At 72.3% G+C, this 18,386-nt stretch carries 14 protein-coding genes and 1 pseudogene; 7 read left to right on the top strand and 8 right to left on the bottom strand.

Annotated features, from left to right (window positions below; all coding sequences use genetic code 11):
* The first annotated feature begins 371 nt into the window (after window positions 1–371).
* A complete protein-coding gene (locus tag ACIBCM_RS07315) occupies window positions 372–3,152 on the top strand; it encodes an AAA family ATPase (protein ID WP_399240977.1) in 2,781 nt (926 codons plus the stop codon).
* A gap of 219 nt (window positions 3,153–3,371) precedes the next feature.
* Here the strand turns inward: ACIBCM_RS07315 and ACIBCM_RS07310 are convergent, their stop codons facing one another.
* Together ACIBCM_RS07310 and ACIBCM_RS07305 are read right to left on the bottom strand one after the other, a co-directional pair.
* A complete protein-coding gene (locus ACIBCM_RS07310; RefSeq protein WP_399240976.1) occupies window positions 3,372–4,010 on the bottom strand; it encodes an isochorismatase family protein in 639 nt (212 codons plus the stop codon).
* A gap of 459 nt (window positions 4,011–4,469) precedes the next feature.
* Window positions 4,470–5,078, bottom strand: coding sequence for a TetR/AcrR family transcriptional regulator (locus ACIBCM_RS07305; RefSeq protein WP_399240975.1), 609 nt, complete (start codon window positions 5,076–5,078; stop codon window positions 4,470–4,472).
* Between the two features lie 77 nt (window positions 5,079–5,155).
* Between ACIBCM_RS07305 and ACIBCM_RS07300 the strand changes: the two genes are divergently transcribed.
* A complete protein-coding gene (locus ACIBCM_RS07300; protein ID WP_399240974.1) occupies window positions 5,156–5,614 on the top strand; it encodes a nuclear transport factor 2 family protein in 459 nt (152 codons plus the stop codon).
* A gap of 425 nt (window positions 5,615–6,039) precedes the next feature.
* Here ACIBCM_RS07300 and ACIBCM_RS07295 read toward each other — a convergent pair.
* Window positions 6,040–6,513 (bottom strand): annotated as a pseudogene (locus ACIBCM_RS07295) (zinc-binding dehydrogenase); the annotation flags it as partial.
* A gap of 1,038 nt (window positions 6,514–7,551) precedes the next feature.
* Here ACIBCM_RS07295 and ACIBCM_RS07290 point away from each other — a divergent pair.
* Both ACIBCM_RS07290 and ACIBCM_RS07285 read left to right on the top strand, forming a co-directional pair.
* Window positions 7,552–8,217: a hypothetical protein gene (locus ACIBCM_RS07290; RefSeq protein ID WP_399240973.1), complete on the top strand. Its 666-nt coding sequence runs from the start codon at window positions 7,552–7,554 to the stop codon at window positions 8,215–8,217.
* 176 nt (window positions 8,218–8,393) lie between these two features.
* The gene (locus ACIBCM_RS07285) at window positions 8,394–8,735 is read left to right on the top strand and encodes a hypothetical protein (RefSeq protein ID WP_399240972.1); all 342 of its coding nucleotides are present in this window, start codon (window positions 8,394–8,396) and stop codon (window positions 8,733–8,735) included.
* 216 nt (window positions 8,736–8,951) lie between these two features.
* On the opposite strand, the gene ACIBCM_RS07280 is transcribed toward ACIBCM_RS07285, so the two are convergent.
* The 5 genes from ACIBCM_RS07280 to ACIBCM_RS07260 all read right to left on the bottom strand — a co-directional run bounded on the left by ACIBCM_RS07280 (window position 8,952) and on the right by ACIBCM_RS07260 (window position 13,723).
* Window positions 8,952–10,238 (bottom strand): MFS transporter, encoded by a 1,287-nt coding sequence (locus tag ACIBCM_RS07280; RefSeq protein ID WP_399240971.1) that lies wholly within the window; start codon window positions 10,236–10,238, stop codon window positions 8,952–8,954.
* An 81-nt stretch (window positions 10,239–10,319) separates the two neighbouring features.
* Window positions 10,320–10,850, bottom strand: coding sequence for a carboxymuconolactone decarboxylase family protein (locus tag ACIBCM_RS07275; RefSeq protein ID WP_399240970.1), 531 nt, complete (start codon window positions 10,848–10,850; stop codon window positions 10,320–10,322).
* Window positions 10,851–10,947: 97 nt separating this feature from the next.
* Window positions 10,948–11,778, bottom strand: a complete 831-nt coding sequence (locus ACIBCM_RS07270; protein WP_399241268.1) for a hypothetical protein — start codon at window positions 11,776–11,778, stop codon at window positions 10,948–10,950.
* A 325-nt stretch (window positions 11,779–12,103) separates the two neighbouring features.
* The gene (locus ACIBCM_RS07265) at window positions 12,104–13,135 is read right to left on the bottom strand and encodes a hypothetical protein (protein WP_399240969.1); all 1,032 of its coding nucleotides are present in this window, start codon (window positions 13,133–13,135) and stop codon (window positions 12,104–12,106) included.
* A gap of 252 nt (window positions 13,136–13,387) precedes the next feature.
* Window positions 13,388–13,723: a cupin domain-containing protein gene (locus ACIBCM_RS07260; RefSeq protein WP_399240968.1), complete on the bottom strand. Its 336-nt coding sequence runs from the start codon at window positions 13,721–13,723 to the stop codon at window positions 13,388–13,390.
* 72 nt (window positions 13,724–13,795) lie between these two features.
* Between ACIBCM_RS07260 and ACIBCM_RS07255 the strand changes: the two genes are divergently transcribed.
* The 3 genes from ACIBCM_RS07255 (at window position 13,796) to ACIBCM_RS07245 (ending at window position 18,256) form a co-directional block, all read left to right on the top strand.
* On the top strand, window positions 13,796–14,752 hold the full coding sequence (locus tag ACIBCM_RS07255; protein ID WP_399240967.1) for a GlxA family transcriptional regulator: 957 nt from the start codon (window positions 13,796–13,798) through the stop codon (window positions 14,750–14,752).
* A gap of 343 nt (window positions 14,753–15,095) precedes the next feature.
* On the top strand, window positions 15,096–15,863 hold the full coding sequence (locus tag ACIBCM_RS07250; RefSeq protein ID WP_399240966.1) for an HAD-IA family hydrolase: 768 nt from the start codon (window positions 15,096–15,098) through the stop codon (window positions 15,861–15,863).
* A complete protein-coding gene (locus tag ACIBCM_RS07245) occupies window positions 15,860–18,256 on the top strand; it encodes a glycoside hydrolase family 65 protein (RefSeq protein ID WP_399240965.1) in 2,397 nt (798 codons plus the stop codon). The genes ACIBCM_RS07250 and ACIBCM_RS07245 overlap by 4 nt, the downstream gene beginning before the upstream one ends.
* Window positions 18,257–18,386: the final 130 nt, after the last annotated feature.

The following is an 18,386-nucleotide window of genomic DNA, read 5'->3' as shown; positions in this document are numbered from 1 at the left end:
GCGCCCGCCCCGGAAATGCTTGACGCGTCAAGGAGTTTCTGTTTTCCTTGACGCGTCAAGGAAAGGTCGGCCGGTGCCGGGTCGCAGGCGGTTCCCGGACTCGACCCGCGGCAGGAGTGTCTACGGCAGGAGTGGCTGACCCACCGTCACCCGGGCCGATGGGCCGGTGGCCGGTGGGCCGCACCCGGTGCGGCGAGGGACCCCCCCGGCAGTCGTACGGGCCGGGAGCACTCCCGTCGACGGAGTGCGGGCCGTGGCGCCGTCGGTCCGCCCACCGATTCCCCCGCCGCAGGACGGAACGGGACCACACCCCGTACGCACACCGGCCCCGCCGCGTGTACGGACCAGCGGAAGCGAGGCAGGCGCGAGCGATGAGTGACAGCGAACCGTGGAGTCGGCGGTCGCGGATCGTCGGCCGCATCCAGGACGTGCGGTGGGTGTGCGAGTACTTCGAGGGCGGGTCCGGCCGCGGCCTGCACGTGGTCGGTGAGGCCGGTGTCGGCAAGACGGCACTGCTCGACGCCGTCGCCGAGGCGGTGCGCGCGTCCGGGACCCGGGTTCTGCGCGCCGACGGCGTCGAGTTCGAGGCGGATGTGCCCCATGCCGCGCTGCATCAGATCCTGCTGCCCGTGGTCGACGACATCGAACGCCTGCCGTCCTCGTACCGCCAGGCACTCCTGGTCGCGCTCGGCATCGGTCCCGGCCCCGCGCCGGACCAGCTGATTCTGGTGAATGCCACGTTGGCCCTGTTGCGGCGGGTCGCGGCCGAGGCGCCGCTGCTCCTGGTCGTCGACGACCTGCCCCGGCTCGACCGGGCCAGCGCCGTGGTCCTCGGTTTCGTCGCCCGCCGTCTGTCCGGCGGCCGGGTCGGATTCCTCGGGGCTTCCCGCAGCGGTGCGGAGACCGTCTTCGACCACAGCGGCCTGTACGGATTCGAACTGGGGCCGCTCGACGACGACTCGGCACGGCTGCTGCTCGCCGCACGGTACCCGGTTCTCGCCGCGGGGGTCCGGTCGCGGGTGGCGGCCGAGGCCCGCGGCAATCCGCTCGCCCTGCTGGAGCTGCCGGCCGGACTCAGTGAACGGCAGCAGACCGCGCTGGAGGAACTGCCCGCCGTGCTGCCCCTCGGCGAGCGTCTGCGCGCACTGTTAGTCCCCCGTGTCACCGCCCTGGCGGAAGGCCCGCGGCGGCTGCTGTTGCTCGCCGCGCTGGAGGGCACCGGTGACCTCCGCGTCCTGCACCACGCCGCGGGACCGGGCGCCGCGGTCCTCGCGCACCTCGCCGCCATGGAGGAGGAACGCCTGGTCGGGACGGACAGCGCCGCCCGGCGCCTTACCTTCGGCCACCCGCTCGTCCGCTCGGCGATCGTCGAGGCCTCCACGATCGCCGAGCGCCGCGCCGCGCACCTGGCACTCGCCGAAGCCCTCGGCGACCACCCCGAACGCCGGGCCCGGCATCTGGCGGAGGCGGCGTGCGAACCGGCCGAACCCGTGGCACAACTCCTGGAACAGGCAGGACACCTGGTACTCGGTCGAGGCGACGCGATCGGCGCCGTCGCCGCCCTGACCCGGGCCGCCGATCTCAGCCCGGCGGCCGGCGACCGTGCCCGGCGGCTGGCCGAGGCAGCGTATCTGCGCGCCGAAACGATCGGTGACATCACGGGCGCCGCCGACCTGCTCCGGCAGGTACGGAGCGCCGATCCCGGCTCGGGCGCCGCCTTGTACGCGGCGGCCGCGACGGCGTACGTCCTCCTCCACACCGAAGCCGGCCCGGGCGCCGCGCACCAAATGCTGGTCGGTGCGATCGAAGCGGCCGGACCGGTCTATGACGCGGCGGATCCCGCACTGCTCGACGCACTCCACACCTTGCAGCTGGTCTGCTGGTGGAGCGGGCGGGAGGAACCGTGGGCGCCGTTCACCGACACCGTGGGCCGCCTCAAACCGGCCGCGCCGCCGGTGCTGGCGATGGCCGCCCGTACCCTCCCCGACCCCGCGCGCACCGGCACCGCGGCCCTTCCCGGCCTGGACGCGGTCCGTGAGGTACTGCGCCGGACGGCGGATCCGGCGGTCCTGGTCCGCGGAGCGACCGCGATGGTCTACGTCGACCGGGTCGGCGAACTGCGCGACCGGCTCCGGGAGCTGGTGCGTCAGGGGCGGGACGGCGGTGGACCGGCCCGCCGGCACCTGGCTGTCCTGATGCATCTGTGCATGGAGGACTTCCTGACCGGCGAGTGGGAGGAGGCACGGCAACTGGCCCACGAGGGACAGGTGTTGTGCGATGCCGGGCACCCGTTCCTCGCCTGGTGCTTCCAGTACAACCAGGCGTTGCTGCACGGCGCCCGGGGCGAGACCGAGGCCGGGGAAGCACTGGCCGAACGGATGGTGCGCTGGGGGACGAGACGAGGCGTCGGCGCGGCCGTCGCCTTCGCCCACCAGGCGCGGACGCTGGTCGCACTGGGCGCCGGCGACTACGAGTCCGCGTACCGCCATGCGACGGCACTCACTCCGGCCGGGACTCTGGCGCCCTATGCGGCACACGCGCTGTGGGGTGCCTACGACCTGATCGAAGCGGCCGTACGGACCGGCCGCGAGGCGGAGGCGGCCGCACATCTGCGGACCCTGCGCGAGCTGGACATCGCCCGCCTTTCGGACCGCTACGCGATGCTGGTCGAGGGCGGGGCCGGGCTGTGCGCTCCGGACGACGAGGCCGTCGTCCACTTCGAACGGGCCCTGTCGGCGCCGGACGCGGACCGCTGGGTGTTCGAGGCGGCCCGGATCCGGCTGGCGCTCGGCGAACGGCTGCGGCGTACCGGCGCCAAGGGACGGGCCCGCGCACCGCTGACGGCCGCCGCGGACGTCTTCTCCCGGCTCGGCGCCGCGCCCTGGGCGGAGCGAGCCCGCACGGAGCTGCGCGCGGCCGGCCGCGCGACCCGGCCCGAAGCCGCCCAGCGCCTGCTGACGCCACAGGAGCTGGAGATCGCGCACCTCGCGGCATCCGGTCTGAGCAACAAACAGATCGGGGAGCGGCTCTACATCTCGCACCGGACCGTCGGCGCCCATCTGTACAAGGTGTATCCGAAACTCGGCATCACCACACGGGCCGCGCTGCGGGACGCCCTCAACGCGCTGGACGCGCCGGACGGCGGCGTATGAGCACCCGCCGTCCGCGGCGGATGCCGTGCCGGTCGTCAGTCCTCGCCCGGGTCCGGCACCGGCACGAGGAGCACGGGGAACCGGCGGGCGACGGCGTCGCCGAGGCGAGGACTGAAGCCGGCGGCTCCGACGAGGGTGCGCGGGCCCGTGGCAGGCGCTGCCCGGAAGGCATACGGACTCGGGCCCGCGCGCCACATCACACCCGCGTTCCGGGGGCCGTCACACCAGGCCCTTGGGCTCCACGAACTCAGGGTTGCGCTTGAGGGCCGCCCACTCCTCCTTGTAGGGCACCCACAGTTCCCGGGCGGCGGCGGCGAGCGGCGACTTCCAGTCGCGGAACCACTCGGCCATCAGCGCGATCGTCGTCACCGGCACCGCCCCCGCCTGTACGAGCCGGAGCACCGCGGTGTCGTGGATCTCCCTGGTCGCGTCACCCACCGCGTCCGCGACGAAAGCGACCTCGTACCCGTCGGCGATCGCGTCGACCGCGGGGAAGGCCAGGCACACCGAGGTGACGATTCCCGCCATCACCACCTTCCCGCGGCCGGTCGCCCTGACCGCGTCCACGAAGGCGGAGTCCTCCCAGGCGTTCATCTGGGACCGGTCGATCTCCTCGACATCGGACAGCTCGGCCCGGATGCTCTCGATGGTCGGCCCGTTGACGCCCATCTCGACGCCGACCGTGCTGAGCACCACCGGAACGCCGATGGCCTTCGCGAACTTCGCCAGATAGCGGGTGTTGAGTTCGATGACCCTCCGGTCCTGCTCGAAGACCAGGTCGAGCACCCCGTCCTGGTAGTCGATCAGTGCCAGGACGGTCTCCGAGGCATCGAAGACGGGACGTGCCTGCTCACTCATGTCGCTGCCCTTCCCGAGGTTCGTATCTCACCGGCCAACGCACCGGGCACCGAGGCGATCGAACGGTGAGGTGCGGCGGGACGTCCACCGCGACACGAGTCTCCGGGCGCCGGCCGGGGGCGGTACATCGGTCGCACGACTGCCGTTCGGCGGGTGCGTCGGGTGCGGTCGATCGACTGGGGCCGAACTCCTCGCGCGGCACGGATGTGACGGGCCCTGGCCCCGGCCGCGTATCGCTTGTCTGCCCCCTCGTTCGAGCCTTCCTTCGAGGATGTCTGCGCTTGACGTGGTTTCTGCCCCGGACGGGAGAGCCTGTGGCGCCCCCGGAGTCAGGCACCCAAGGGCCCACGATGACCTGTCATCAGGTCCTGGCGGACTCGGACGAGGACGCGGACACGGAGGAGGACGCGGACACGGAGGAGGACGCGGACAAGGCGGACGGCGGGCGGTCGCCCGGCGCTACTCGGCTGAGGCGCTTGCCGCGTCCGGCGGGGTGCGCATTCCGGTGAACAAGATCGACAAGGTCCGGTGCCGGAGGTCTTCGTCCCAGCCGCCGTTGAGCGTGCCGTGGCAGGCTGCGGTGAGGAGCGCGCCGACCTCGGCCACCGTGATGTCCGGGCGGACGGCGCCGGCTCGCTGGGCTTGGGACAAGAGAGTGTGAAGGGCCTGTTCCAGGTCTCGGACGGGCCCGTCGGGGCGGATCTCGACGCCGGTCCGCGTCAGCAGTTCGACCACGGTCCTGGTCGCCGCCGCCTGCTCGACCAGGGAGGCGAAGAAGGTGAACAGGGCGGTGGCAGGGTCTCCGTTCGCGGTCAGCGCGTCGGCCTGATCGGTCAGGCGCTGCCGGAGGTTCTTCATGATGGCCGTGAGCAGGTCCTTCTTGGTCGGGAAGTGCCGGAAGACGGTGCCGATCGCCACCCCGGCGCGTTCCGCGACCTCTTCTGTGGAAGCGGACGGCCCCTTCTCCGCGAACACCGCCTCGGCGGCGGCGAGAATGCGGGCCCGGTTGCGCTGTGCGTCGGCGCGCAGCGGCCTGCCCGCATCGGCGGGGGAGGGGGAGTGCGTCACGGCGGTGCCGGCCCTTCGTTGACAACCTGAGCAGCGACTCATATTTTCGTTCCCGAGTCGTCACTCATGTTATGGGGTTGTCGTCGAAGGGGATCGCCATGCCCGAGGCCGCCGATGTCGCACCGGCGCTGAGCCCGCTCCAGGTCTTCGAGCGATTCCGCTCCAACGTGCTGGCCGGGGCGGTGGGCCTGAGCGGGGACCTCTGCGCCGAAGACGTCATCGTCGACCTGCCGTTCGCCCCGCCGGGCGGGCCCCGCCGGATCGTCGGACGCGAGGAAGTCGCCGCGTTCACGGCGGCGGGCAGAAGTGCTCTGCCCGTCCGGTTCGACGAGTTCCGTAACGTCACGGTCCGTCAGACCGCCGATCCCGAGGTGATCGTCGCCGAGTACGAGGTCGGCGGAAGGGTGACCACGACCGGCCGCCGCGCGACCGCGGCCTTCGTTCTGGTGCTCCGGGTCCGGGACGGCCGCGTCGTCCACTGGCGCGAGTACCAGGACGTCTCGGCCATCGCCCGGGCGCTCACGGAAGGGCACTGAACGGAAGGGCGAAGGGCGGCGAACGGAAGGGCACTGAGACGCCCGGCGCCACCTCGCCGTGCCGCCTCATTCGGACGGTTCGAAGTCCGAGGTGTCGAAGCCCAGTCCGAGGGAGCCCCGGCCCCGCCCGGGAGGGTGGTGCGGCCGGCCCACAGGGCCGTACGGCCGTCCGCGAGCCGGGCCGGTTGCCGGCGGGCGGGTGCGCGGACGCCCTCGGAGGGGACCTCCTCGGAGGGCAGGCGCAGGACGGTGCCGGGTTCGAGGACCCGGCGCCGTAGCGGTGGCACCGTGGCTCCCGACGTACGTGGCAGTCCTCGGCGCGCGGTCGCGCACGCTCGCGTCGGCGCACGGCGGATCCTCCGCCCCCGCCTCCCCGAACCGGCCGCCGACCACCGGCCCCGGCCGGGGCCCCGCGCTCCGGTGGTTCAGGTGATGTCGACGACGGTACGCAGGGCCTCACCCGTCTGCATCTGCCGCAGGGCCTCGTTGATGCCGGTGAGCGGCACATGGTGGGTGATCATCGACGCGAGGTCGATCCGGCCGGCCCGCCACAGCCTGATGATCCTGGCGAAGGAGCGCCGCACGTCCTCGCCGCCGTACACCGACGGCAGGATCTTCCTCTGGCTCAGGACCAGTTCGGCCATGCTGAAGTCGGTCATCTCCGTCGGCCCGCCCGCGCCGACCACACAGACGGTGCCGCCCCGGCGGGCGGTGTCGTAGGCCGAGCGGAGGGTGACCGGCCTGCCGACGGCCTCGAAGGCGTAGTCGAATCCGGCGCCGCCGGTGAGCCGCTCGACGGCCTCGCCCAGTTCCTCGGGGGTGACCGCCTCGGTGGCACCGAACGTGAGCGCCCACTCCCGTCGCCCGGCGACCGGGTCGACGGCCAGGATCTGCACGGCACACGTCGTAGCCCATCGCGGTCAGCGCCGGCGCGTAGTTCCAGGACCATGCGTCCTGGTGGTCCATCCCGGTTCCGTGGACCAGCAGAACCGGCTCACGGTCCGGGTGGGCGAAGGAGGCCGGACAGCGCAGGGCCGCGTCCAGGGTGGCGGTGGGGGTCTCCAGCGGCGGACGCCCGGCGGCCGACGCGGCCGAGGCCGGAAGGAACAGTGCGGCGAGGACTATGCCCGCGAGGGCTCCCCGGAGCGCACGGAGCCACCGTGCTGTGCGTCGGTTGTGCTGTCGTCTGCGCATGACCGAACTCCTTGTCCTCTGGGCGCTGGGCGCGCTCCGAACGGAACTCACTCGGGACGGTTCCGGTGAACCGTGTGCGGTGGACGACTGCCACCGGGCCGACGGTCCGGTGGTGCCTCGCGTTGTCGGGCGGCCACCGGTCCACGGCGATCCGGGTCACGACCGGGGCGGATACGGTCCCCGCGGGCGCGCCCGCCAGGACTTGAGAAGCTCGGCACCGCACACTTCTCCGGCCGGACCGCGCCGGGCTCGTTCCCGGCGGCCGGACCGGTGGCGGGATGCCGATCGATGGACATGGGAAGCTCCCTCGCAAGCGGGTCGTCTACTCCGCGATGGCGGCACGGCAAGGCGTCCAGCGACTTCACATGGCCGGAAGTAAATCAGCACTCCGGTGCTTGGGCAACGACTCGCGCAGAAGTTGCGTGATCCATGCCGGATGATAAAGGAAGTGTCCAGATTAAGTAAGGAATCGTTTCTGGCATCACGTGTATGGGGGCCGGTGGCTCACCACCGTTGCGGTGCACCGTCGTGCGGCGGGTCCGGCAGAGATGCCCACCGCCGGCCGAAGACCGTACAGTGATTGCCGGAGTGTCAGACGGGGGGTACGCGAACCGCGTTCGCGCCGTGCCCGCCACCGGGGAACGGCGCGACCTGCGGAGTGCGGCCGTGGAACACACCGATCCGTCTGCCGCCCGCACGGCACGGGAGGGCGGCCCAGACCGGCAGCCCATAGAGTGGAGTGCGTGCCCACTCCCGTACACGCCCTCGCCCACCGGCCGTTGACCGTCGCGGCGGTCGCCGAACTCGTCGGTCTGCCGGCCGAGCCTCAGGTTCCGGAAGCCGGCGCCGAGGCGGTGGTGCAGCGGCGCGGATGGGTCTGGGAGCACTCCCTGGTCTGTGACGCTCTGGTCACCGGGCACGGCCATGTGCTCTACAGCGACAGCTATGTACCCTTCGGGTACCCCGAGGCCCGGCACTTCCTGGTCTTCGGCGAGGTCTACCCCGTCGACCCCGACGACGAGGAGGGGCGCAACGGGCGGTGGCTGTTCGGTCTCATGGACGACTGGCGGAAGCAGCCCGGCTGGGCCGGGGTGCGTCCGGGCACCGTCCAGGACTGCGAGGACGTGCTGGACCGGGCGGCGCGGTCGGTGGCCGAATGCCTGGGGTCCGCTCCCGAGCGGACGATCGTGTCGGACGCGGCCGTCGTCACCGGCCCCGCGATGACGCACCGCGTCTGGCGCACGCCCACCCATGCCCTGGTCCTCGGCCCGGCGGCGGACAACGGCCCCTACGGCTATCTCACCCACCTCCAGCTGTCCTACACCCCGCTCCGCCGCGACCTCGACCTGCCGCCGGGCGAGGACGCGGACGCCCTGGAGAAATGGATCACCGCGCGCGTCGACTGGTGACCCCGCCTCCCGCGACGGCGGATCGCAGGAGGGCGGGCCGCCGTGAAGGATCCGCCCACGGCCGGCAACAGAGGCGCGCCCCTGTGTGCGGCGGGCCGGCGAGGCGGCGGCCCCGGGCCCGGTGACCTGGAGATTGTCCTTCGGCCCCGGTCCCACGGATATGACAACCTGCCCTCATGCCAGCAGAGCTGCGAGAGTACGCGGGCCGCCACTACGCCATCCAGTTCCACTACGCCCTCCCCGACGACTCCTGGGCCGTGGAGCTGAGCGAGGCCGTTCCCGCTCCGGCACCGTGGACCGGGATTCCGGGCGCCGAGTCCCACGTGCCCGGACCGGCCTTCCTGGTGGCTTTCGTTCCCGACGAGGACCCGGGTCCGGAACCGACCGTCCACATCCACAGCCATGACGAGCACGTCATCCCTTACGAGATCATGCGCTGGTTCATGGAACTGGTCGCCGACGAGGTGGAACGCTGCCGGGCCGCCAGGGCTCAAGGGGTTTCCGACGCCGTGGAATGATCACGCCGTCGCCGGTGCGATCACGGCGTCCGGGCCGTTCCGGACCGCTTCGGGTTCACCGGATCGGGTCCGGGTTCACCGGACTGGGTCCGGGGCCGCCGCCGAGGAGCGCACGTCTTCGTGAGTGCCCTCGGCCCGGGACAGCGGCGAGCACTGCCCCGAGCCGGGCCGGTCATCCCCGGCCGGGTGCGGGTCCGACCGAAACCGTCCGAGTGTTCACGCGGCCTTGGACAGGCTGGACCTGTCCGTCCGGGGCGCGGGCCGGCCGGGCGTCACGGGCTCCGCCGTGGGTTCCGTCACGGCCCGCCGTCCGTCGTGGCGCGGCCACAGGAGGAGGGCGCCGACGGCACCCGCCCCGGCGAGGGCCGCAAGCACGGACCAGGCGAGTGCGAAGCCGGAGTTCGTCCCGAGCCATCCCGCGATGGGGTAGGTGATCAGCCAGGCCAGGTGCGACAGGGAGAACTGGGCCGCGAAGACCTCGGGAAGGGCGTTCGGCCGCACCGAGGCGCGCAGGACGTTGCCGGTCGGTGTGACGATCAGCGCCATGCCGATGCCGATCACGGTCCAGACGATCGCCGTACCGGTCCATGTGGTGAGGCCGGCCGCGAGGAGAGCCACGGCCGCGATCGTGCCGCCCACCAGGACTCCGGCGCCGGTCGTCATGACGGTGCGGGCGGTGATCCGGTCGAGTACGCGGGGCAGCACGAGGGCGGCGAGAAGGGTTCCGCCGCCGGAGGCGGCGAGCATCCACGCGACGCCGGACTGCGAGCCGCCGAGCTCGTCACGGACGTAGTTGACCGTGTTGACGACGACGATCGACCCTGCCGCCGCGACCACGAGATTGAGCGCCATGATGCCGCGCAGCCGCGGTGTCCTGAGGAAGGCCCTGATCCCCGCTGCCGCCTTGTCCCATGCCTGGGTGTGTGCGCTGGGACGGGCGTTGGGGATACGGGTCTTCAGGACGAGCAGGGCGGAGAGGAGGAATCCGGCGGAGGTGCCCAGGAACAGCCAGTTGAAGCTGATGAACGCCAGGGCGACCGCTGCCAGTACGGGGCTGAGCAGGCTCTCCATGGTGTAGGCGACCTGGGAGGCGGACAGGGCGCGCGTGTAGTCGGACTGGTCGGTGACGATGTCGGGGATGACGGCCTGGAACGTCGGGGTGAACGCGGCGGAGCCGGCCTGGAGCAGGCCGATCAGTACATAGATGTGCCAGACCTCGCTGACGAGCGGCAGTGCCAGGACCACCGCGGCGCGCACCACGTCGAGGAGGACCAGGAAGGTCCTTCTGGGAAGCCGGTCGACGTAGGCGGCGGCCAGCGGTGCTATGACCACGTACATGACCATCTTGATGGTCAGGGCGGTGCCGAGGACCATCCCGGCGCGCGGGCCGGCGAGGTCGTAGGCGAGCAGTCCGAGGGCCACGGTGGTCAGTCCGGTACCGAACAGGGCGATGATCTGGGCGCCGAACAGATAGCGGTAGTCGCGGATGGCGAACAGGCGCATGGCGGGTTCCTTCCGTATCCATGCGGCGGGGCACGGCCCCGGGGTGGAGGCCGTGCCCCGCGAGTACAGGCGGGGATGTCTCTACGCATCGCTGTCGCCCCCCGGTGTGAGGCCGGCGAGCAGATTGAAGGAGCCGGTGAGGATGTTGAGTGCGACGACGCCGACGACATCGGCTATCGCGCGGTCGCTGTAGCCGTGCTCACGCAGCGCGATGACCTGTTCGTCGGTGATCGACGCCGGCTCGCGGTAGACCTGGAGGGCGAGGGCGATGATCGCCGCGACCGCGGGATCGGCCGAGGTGCCCGCGCGGGCTCGCTCGATCTCCTCCTCGTCCACTCCCATCGCACGGGCAGCGCTGACGTGCGCGTCGAGACACAGCCCGCAGCCCTGCTGGACCTGGACGGCGATCGAGATCCGCTCGCTGATCTCGCGCTTGAGCCTGGCTCGTCCCATGGCCCGGCTGAGCTGCAGATAGCCGCCCAGAACGGCGGGCGAGTGCGCCATCGTGGAGACCATGTCGCCGATCCGGCCGTGACGGGAGACCAGTTCGGCGAGGAGATCGCGCGAGGCGCCGACCGCTGTCTCGGGCGTGAGTCGGGTCAGGCGGGGCATGGCGGTCCTTCCGGAGTGGTGGATGTACCGGGGGCGGGGAGTGGCGCGCCTCCGGGCCGCGCCGCGGGTCGCGGCGGCTCGTCGGTGGCGTACACGGTCAGTGGTGTGCGTGGTGGTGGTTCGTGTGCCCGGGTGCGGTCCCGGGTGCCGTGTCCGGGCGGGGGACCGCGGTGGTCCGTACCGTGAACTCGGCCGTCCGGACGACGTCGTTGTGCTGGAAGTCCAGGTAGAAGCGGTAGGTGCCGCCGGACGGCGCGGCGGCCATGAAGGTGACCTCGGGCCCCGGCTCGGTGCTGCCGTCACCGGGCGCGCCCTCCGGGTGGACATGGAGGTAGCCCAGATCGCCCACCCGCAGTGCCACCAGGTGTCCGTACGCGCCCAGGTAGGGCTGCAGGTCGGTGACGGGACGCCCGTTCCGGCTGACGGTGAGCGTCAGTTCGCTCGCCTCGCCGGGCAGGAGTTCACCGCCGAGCGCGACGGTGTACTCGCCGATCCGCGCGATTCCGGTGGCCTCGGGAATCGGCCGGGGGTCGTACGGCCCGGCGACCGAGGCGTCGATCCCCAGTGTCATGGTCCCGTCGTGGCCGGCCGGGTGGATGTCGGCGAAGAACCTCCAGTCTCCCGGCTCCAGGGTCACTACGGTGCTCCAGGTGCCCTTCTCGTCCATGACCGGGTGCACATGCTGGAACCCGGCCGTGTCGCGCCGAACGGCGATGAGGTGCAGTTCCTTCTCGTGCTCGGGCGTGTACTCGGTCACCGGCCGTCCGTCGGGACCGGTCACCCGGAAGGTGACCGTCTGCGCCCCGGCGGAGAAGATCGTCGAGTCGAATTCGAGGGTGTACCCGTTCTCGGAGACCGACAGCCCACCGGGGCGGGCTCCGCCGTGTCCGTTGTGGCCGGCCATGTCGTGGCCGGAATGGTTCTTCATCATGGTCTCCGTCTCCACCTGTGTGATGCGTCTTCGGGTGCCGTCCGTTTCCGGGGCACCTGAGGGAACCATATACCCCCTGGGGGTATTCCCGCCAGGGGTGTTTCCATGAAACGCAAGGGGGACGTTCACTCGGGAAGACGTCGGCGGCCGATGCCTGCCACCCGCGGCGGGGCGGCGTACAGCCGCTGGGTCCATGCCCGCCGGGGGCCGCGGCGCCGGGTCACGGGCCCTCTACCGGTCCCGCGCCGTTGCGGCCGGGGCGATCACCGTGACCGTCCCCGGCGGCGGGATCCGTCACCGGGCCGTACTCGGGCCCGGCCGGCTACTGAATGCTCCAGCGATGCGGATGACCGGGATCGCCGGGGCACGCGAACAGGTTGAGCTCGCCCCAGCGGCCCACGACGACCTCCGTGGGGGAGGCATACCGGTGCGTGGGCAGGTTCCGGTCCTCCAGCGGCTTCCAGCTGCCGCTGCCGCCGTCCCACTCCGAGCTGTCGACGGTCAGCAGCAGGCGCATCGGTGTCGTGCAGGTCCGGCAGTCCATGGGGTAGGGGTCGGTCAGGTGCCAGGAGGCGAAGCCGCCCACCCGCCAGCCGGGCGGGATGGACAGGTCGTACTGGTAGCCGAGCGGCTCCGGCGTGCTGTCGTCGGCCGACTGTTCGGCCTCCTCTTCCAGGGCGTCCTCCCAGGCGTGGATCCGGGCGCGCAGCTCCTCGGGCAGCAGGCCGGCGAACGGGTAGGTGACCACCTGCTCCGGGTGCAGTACGCAGGGCTCGGGTACGAAGCCGGCGGCCCCGACGACGAGCGGCTGCGGCGGTGCGGTCAGCGCCTCGCCGACCTCCCACGACCGCCGCCAGCGCAGGTGCAGCCCCGGGTCGTATCCGCGCGGGCCGTGTGCGTCGAAGGGGCACCAGAAGACCTGGAGCAGATCGCAGTCGCCCGGACCCGCCGGCAGGTCGGGCAGATCTCGCCGGTACAGCTGCGCGAGGCCGATCATCGGCAGCGGGTCGGTCTCGGATGCCCCGGGTATCCGGTGCTCCCGGTGCAGCTCCTCCAGGAGCCTCCGTTCTCCGTCCGTCGGTCCGGGAGTCTCCTCGCGGCTCCACGCGGCGGCCAGAATGCGCCGATGGCGGCGGATGTCGGCCGGGCGCAGGCCGCGCCCACGGCCGTGGGCCTCACGGCATACCGGCCACGGCTCGTCCGCGGGCCACAGCAGAGGACCGCCCACGGAACTGTCCGAGGGGCCCGGGCTGCCCGGCCGCGGATGGAGCCGCGTCGTCGTCCCCCGGAAGGCGGCCAGTTCCGGGAAGAGCGCCTCGACATCGAGCGGGCGCGGGGGCGTTGTCCTCGTCATGGATGCGAGCCTAAACGCCCGACAGGCCCGGTCGGCGTGCCCCCGGCAGCGCCCGGCGGCCCATCTGCCGGGGACCTGGGCAGCGGGGCCGCGAAGTGGTGCCGCAGTGGTCCGGCCGGCCGGCCGTGACGGCGGCGCGGGCGCGGGCATCCTCGGTGATCACGGCCCGTCGCCACTCCGTGATCACCGGAACCCGTGCGCGCGCCGCCACGGAGGTCCCCCGGCGGCCGACCGGCCTCTGCGCGGAACGGGTCAGCTCTCGGGGTAGAAGAGGAACAGCGTGCATCCGGTGGTGGTCGAGGGCACATGCCATGACCCGGCCGGGGCATGCAGGAACGTGCCGGCCGGGTAGTCACGCGCTCCGTCGTTGAAGGTTCCGGCGAGGACATAGACCTCCTCCGGGCCCGGATCGTGGATGTCGCGGGTCGGCCAGGACGTACCCGCGTCCATCTCCAGCACGTTGGCGTGCGCGCCGCTCGGCGCACGCCACAGGGGACGCAACCGGATGCCGGGAAACAGCTCACGGACCGGGGAATCGTCGACGAAGGCGGAGGTGTAGCCCTCCTGCGCAAGGATTTCGGGGTGCATGCCCGCAACAGTGCCGGGCGCGGGCCACGACGGGGCAGAGCCCGCGATGACACCGTGGGGTGCTTTCGTGCCATGCATCGCGTAGTGGCTCTGGTGCGGCCGGTGCAGTCCGTGTTCGAACTGGGCTGCGCCGTCGAGGTCTTCGGCACCGAGCGGGCGGCCGTGCCGCAGCACTACACGTTCGGCACATGTACGCAGACGCCCGGTCCCGTGCCGACCACGGGTGGGTACACGATGTATGTGTCGCGGGGCCTGTCGGCGCTGGAGACCGCGGACACCGTGATCATCCCGGGCTGGGTGCCGGTGGAGGAGCCGCTCTCCGATGCCGTGCGCCGGGCACTGCTGCTGGCCCACACACGCGGAGCGCGGTTGGTCACCATCTGCTCCGGGGTGTTCGCGCTGGCCCGCACCGGACTGCTGGACGGGCGGTCGGCCGCCGTGCACTGGTCGTACGCCGAGCGGGTGCGCCGTGAGTTCCCCCGGGTGAGGGTGGAACCGGAGAGGCTCTACGTGGACCACGGGGACGTGGCCACCAGCGCCGGCGGGGGCGCGGGCTTCGAGCTGTGCCTGCGTCTGGTCCGCCGCGACCATGGGGCCGCGTACGCCGCTCTCCTCGCCCGGCACATGGTGCTGCCTGCGCACCGCGAGGACGGCCGGACACCCTATGCGCCGCCTCCCGAACCCGGGAACGAGCTGAACGGCCTGGTCGAATGGGCCGGCGAACGCCTCGGCGCACCACTGTCGGTGGGCGACCTGGCCGCGTATCAGGGCGTATCGACCCGCACTCTGGCCCGGCGCTTCGCCGATCAGTTCGGCACCAGTCCCGGCGCGTGGCTGCTCGCCCGGCGGGTGAGCGCGGCACAGACCCTGCTGGAGGAGACGGACCTGCCGGTCGAGACGATCGCGACCCGCGTCGGCCTCACCTCCGCGGTCAATCTGCGCCGCCGTTTCCGCGACCGCACCGGCACGACCCCCGGGGCCTACAGGCGAGCGTTCCGGGCCCCTCACGCCGACGGCCGGACGCCGTGATCCAACGGGGCCGTGGTGGCCCCGCTCACCCGGTGCGCTGAGGCCGAGCTGCGACGCGGGGGTGAAGCAACTCCCGGCAGCGAGACTCCCCGGGCCGGAGCGAGGTGAACGGACCCGGCCCCGCCGCAGTCTCTGTTGGCGCAGTCGGGGCCGGTCGGCACCGGGCCGGTCCCTTCCGCACCTCGCGGTTCCCCGCCCGCCCCCTCATCCTGAGAGGCGAGGCCAGGTGCGGAACCGTACTCCTGGAGGTGTCTGCCGTGTCGCTCACCGTCACCGCCGGACTCGACGGATCCCCGCAGATCCTCGGTCCCGACCACTGTGGTGCCGCACCGGTGAGGCCGGGATGACGACCGCTTCCGGCACGCCCGGACCCCGGGGCGGCGGGGTCCGCCTGCGCGGCACGGACCGGGAGATCCGGGCCGTCGTCTTCGACACGGACGGGGTTCTCACCGACTCCGCCCGGCTCCACGCGGCTGCCTGGAAGGACGCGTTCGACGCCTTCCTCACGGAGGAGGGGCACGGCTCCCAGCCTCCGTTCGACGCCGTCGGCGAGTATCTGCGCCATGTCGACGGCAAGTCCCGCCTCGACGGCGCGCGCGACTTCCTCCGATCCCGGGGGCTGAACCCTTCGGAGGAGCAGATCCGCACCGTCGCCTCCGTCAAGGACCGCGCCTACCTCTCGCGGTTGGGGACGGAGGGAGCCGAGGTCTTCCCGGATGCCGTCCGGCTGCTGCGGCGACTGCGTACCCGGGGGGTTGCCCTGGGCGCCGCGTCGGCCTCCCGGCACGCCGGCGACGTACTCGACCGCGCCGGTCTGCGTCCGCTCCTGGACACCGTCGTGGACGGGAACGACACCGCGCACCTGCCCGGCAAACCGGACCCCGCCCTCTTCCTGGAGGCCGCCCGCCGTCTGGGCCCGGGGCCGGGGGCCACCGCCGTGGCGGAGGACGCGGTCGCCGGGGTCGAGGCGTGGCACCGTGGCGGATTCGCCCTGGTCGTCGGAGTCGACCGGGCCGATCTGCCGGACCGGCGCGCCCGTCTGCTCCACCACGGCGCGGACCTCGTCGTCACCGGACTCGACGGGCTTCTGAGGGAGGACGAGGACCCATGAACGGCTGGGAGTGGGGGTACGAGGGCTACGACCCCGCGGGGGAGCGGCTGCGCGAGGCCCTGCTCACGCTGGGGAACGGCTGCTTCGCGACCCGGGGCGCCCTGCCCGAATGCCGGGCCGACGACGTGCACTACCCGGGCACGTACGCGGCGGGCTGTTACAACCGTCTGACCTCCACCGTCGCGGGCCGTTCGGTCGAGAACGAGGACCTGGTGAATCTGCCCGACTGGCTGCCGCTCAGGGTCCGGTTCACCGAACCCGCCCCCTCCCCGTGGCTGTCGCCGGACCGCCATGAGCCGCTCGCGCACCGGGTCCGGCTCGACCTGCGTTCGGGGATCCTGGAGCGGATCTCGCGGTTCGAGGTGGAGGGCCGGCGGTTCACCGTACGGCAGCTGCGCCTGGTGCACATGGCCCGTCCCCATCTGGCGCTGCTGCGCACGGGGCTGACGGCCGAGAACTGGTCCGGCGCGATCGAGGTGGAATCCGCGATCGACGGAAGGGTGGCCAACGCGGGTGTGGAGCGGTACCGGCAGCTCGCGGGCCGGCACCTCACCGACGTCCGCACCGGTGAACGGGAACCGGACCTGATCCGGTTGAGCTGCCGTACCTCGGACTCCGGAACCGGGATCGCGGTCGCCGCCCGTACCACGGCCGACGCCCGTGCCGACGGCGTCCGTTCCCGGCTGGCGCACCGGGGCGCGCGGGTGGCCCACGTATGGCGGTTGCCGCTGGAAGCGGGCCGGACGGTCACCGTGGACAAGGTGGTCGCCGTCCACACCACGCTCGACCGGGCCATCAGCGGCCCGGTGACGGCGGCGGTCGACGAAGCGCTGCACGCGCCCGACCCCGAGTCGTTGATCGAGGAGCACCGAAATGCCTGGGCCAGGCTGTGGGATGCCACACGGCTGGAGGTACCGGGCGAGGCGGGCCGGGTGCTGCGGCTCCATCTCTTCCATGTCCTCCAGACCCTCTCCCCGCACACGGCCGACCTGGACGCGGGGGTGCCCGCCCGGGGGCTGCACGGGGAGGCGTACCGGGGCCATGTCTTCTGGGACGAGCTGTTCGTCCTGCCGTACCTCAACCTGCACTTCCCCGAGGTCTCCCGGGCCCTGCTCACCTACCGCCACCGGCGGCTGGAGCGGGCGTGCCGAAATGCCCGGGAGGCGGGGTACTCCGGGGCCTCGTACCCGTGGCAGAGCGGGAGTGACGGCCGTGAGGAGACCCAGGAGATCCACCTCAACCCTCGGTCCGGACGCTGGCTGCCGGACCATTCACGGCTCCAGCACCATGTGGGCTCGGCCGTCGCGTACAACGTGGTCCGCTACGGCGAGGCCACCGGAGACACCGCGTTCCTGCACGGCCCGGGGGCGGAAATGCTGGTGCGGATCGCGCAGTTCTGGTCCGGTCGGGCCGTCTACGACACCGGCCCTGGCCGCTACCGCGTCACGGGTGTCGTCGGTCCCGACGAGTACCACGACGCCTACCCGGACGGTGGACGTCCGGGGATCGACGACAACGCCTATACGAACGTCACGGCCGCCTGGGTCCTCGGCAGGGCACTCGCCGCGCTGCGGAGTCTGCCCGTGCCGCTCCGCCGGGATCTCCTCGAACGCAGCGGTGTGACCTCCGGGGAAACGGACCGGTGGGAGGAGGTGGCCCACGGGCTGTATGTCCCCTTCCACAGCGGGGTCATCAGCCAGTTCGAGGGGTACGGGGACCTCGCCGAGCTGGACTGGGAGGCATACCGCGACCGTTACGGGGACATCCGCCGGCTCGACCGGATCCTGGAGGCCGAGGGCGACTCGGTCAATCGCTACCAGGCGTCGAAGCAGGCCGATGTGCTGATGCTCGGCTTCCTCTTCCCGCCCGCCGAACTCGCCGCGCTCTTCCGGCAGCTGGGGCACCGCCTGGACGACGAGCTCTGGCAGCGGACCGTGGACTACTATCTGCGCCGGACCAGCCACGGCTCCACCCTCAGCAGCCTGGTCCACGCCTGGGTCCTCGCCCGCGCCCGGCGCGCGGACGCCTGGGCCTTCGCCCGGGAGGCCCTGGCCGGGGACGTCGCCGACCTCCAGGGCGGCACCACCGGCGAGGGCATCCATCTGGGTGCCATGGCCGGAACCCTCGATCTGGTCCAGCGGTGTCTGACCGGGCTGGAGCCCCGGGACGGCGTACTGCGGCTCGATCCCGTCCCCGTCCCCACCGACCCGGCCGCCTACGGCTTCGCGCTCCGCTACCAGGGCCACTGGGGCATCCGGCTGCGTTTCGAAGGGGAACGGCTGTCGGTCACCGTCCCGCGTTCGGACCGGGCACCGGTCCGCGTCGAACTCCCCGGCGGCGTTCTGGTCGTGAGTCCCGGTGAGACCCGTACCGCGGACTGGTCCGGCGGCTGAGACTTCGCTCCCGAGTCGCCGTTCACCCCCGGCACGTGCGACGACACACCCGGCCACCGGGCGGAGGGGTACGGTCCTGCCGGTTCGCGAGATCACGCGCGCACGAGGTCCGTGCGCGGCACCCACCCCG

This window comes from Streptomyces sp. NPDC051018 (assembly GCF_044456085.1).
GTDB lineage: Bacteria > Actinomycetota > Actinomycetes > Streptomycetales > Streptomycetaceae > Streptomyces.
Note: the sequence above shows the minus strand (reverse complement) of the source record. Positions and strands in the feature narration are given on the sequence as shown.

What these genes read in the sequence shown, in the direction of transcription:
- ACIBCM_RS07245 (WP_399240965.1), top strand. Translation starts at nt 15,860, where the DNA reads ATGAACGGCTGGGAGTGGGGGTACGAGGGCTACGACCCCGCGGGGGAG.
- ACIBCM_RS07260 (WP_399240968.1), bottom strand. Translation starts at nt 13,723, where the DNA reads ATGCACCCCGAAATCCTTGCGCAGGAGGGCTACACCTCCGCCTTCGTC.
- ACIBCM_RS07255 (WP_399240967.1), top strand. Translation starts at nt 13,796, where the DNA reads ATGCATCGCGTAGTGGCTCTGGTGCGGCCGGTGCAGTCCGTGTTCGAA.
- ACIBCM_RS07270 (WP_399241268.1), bottom strand. Translation starts at nt 11,778, where the DNA reads ATGAAGAACCATTCCGGCCACGACATGGCCGGCCACAACGGACACGGC.
- ACIBCM_RS07250 (WP_399240966.1), top strand. Translation starts at nt 15,096, where the DNA reads ATGACGACCGCTTCCGGCACGCCCGGACCCCGGGGCGGCGGGGTCCGC.
- ACIBCM_RS07280 (WP_399240971.1), bottom strand. Translation starts at nt 10,238, where the DNA reads ATGCGCCTGTTCGCCATCCGCGACTACCGCTATCTGTTCGGCGCCCAG.
- ACIBCM_RS07265 (WP_399240969.1), bottom strand. Translation starts at nt 13,135, where the DNA reads ATGACGAGGACAACGCCCCCGCGCCCGCTCGATGTCGAGGCGCTCTTC.
- ACIBCM_RS07315 (WP_399240977.1), top strand. Translation starts at nt 372, where the DNA reads ATGAGTGACAGCGAACCGTGGAGTCGGCGGTCGCGGATCGTCGGCCGC.
- ACIBCM_RS07310 (WP_399240976.1), bottom strand. Translation starts at nt 4,010, where the DNA reads ATGAGTGAGCAGGCACGTCCCGTCTTCGATGCCTCGGAGACCGTCCTG.
- ACIBCM_RS07285 (WP_399240972.1), top strand. Translation starts at nt 8,394, where the DNA reads ATGCCAGCAGAGCTGCGAGAGTACGCGGGCCGCCACTACGCCATCCAG.
- ACIBCM_RS07275 (WP_399240970.1), bottom strand. Translation starts at nt 10,850, where the DNA reads ATGCCCCGCCTGACCCGACTCACGCCCGAGACAGCGGTCGGCGCCTCG.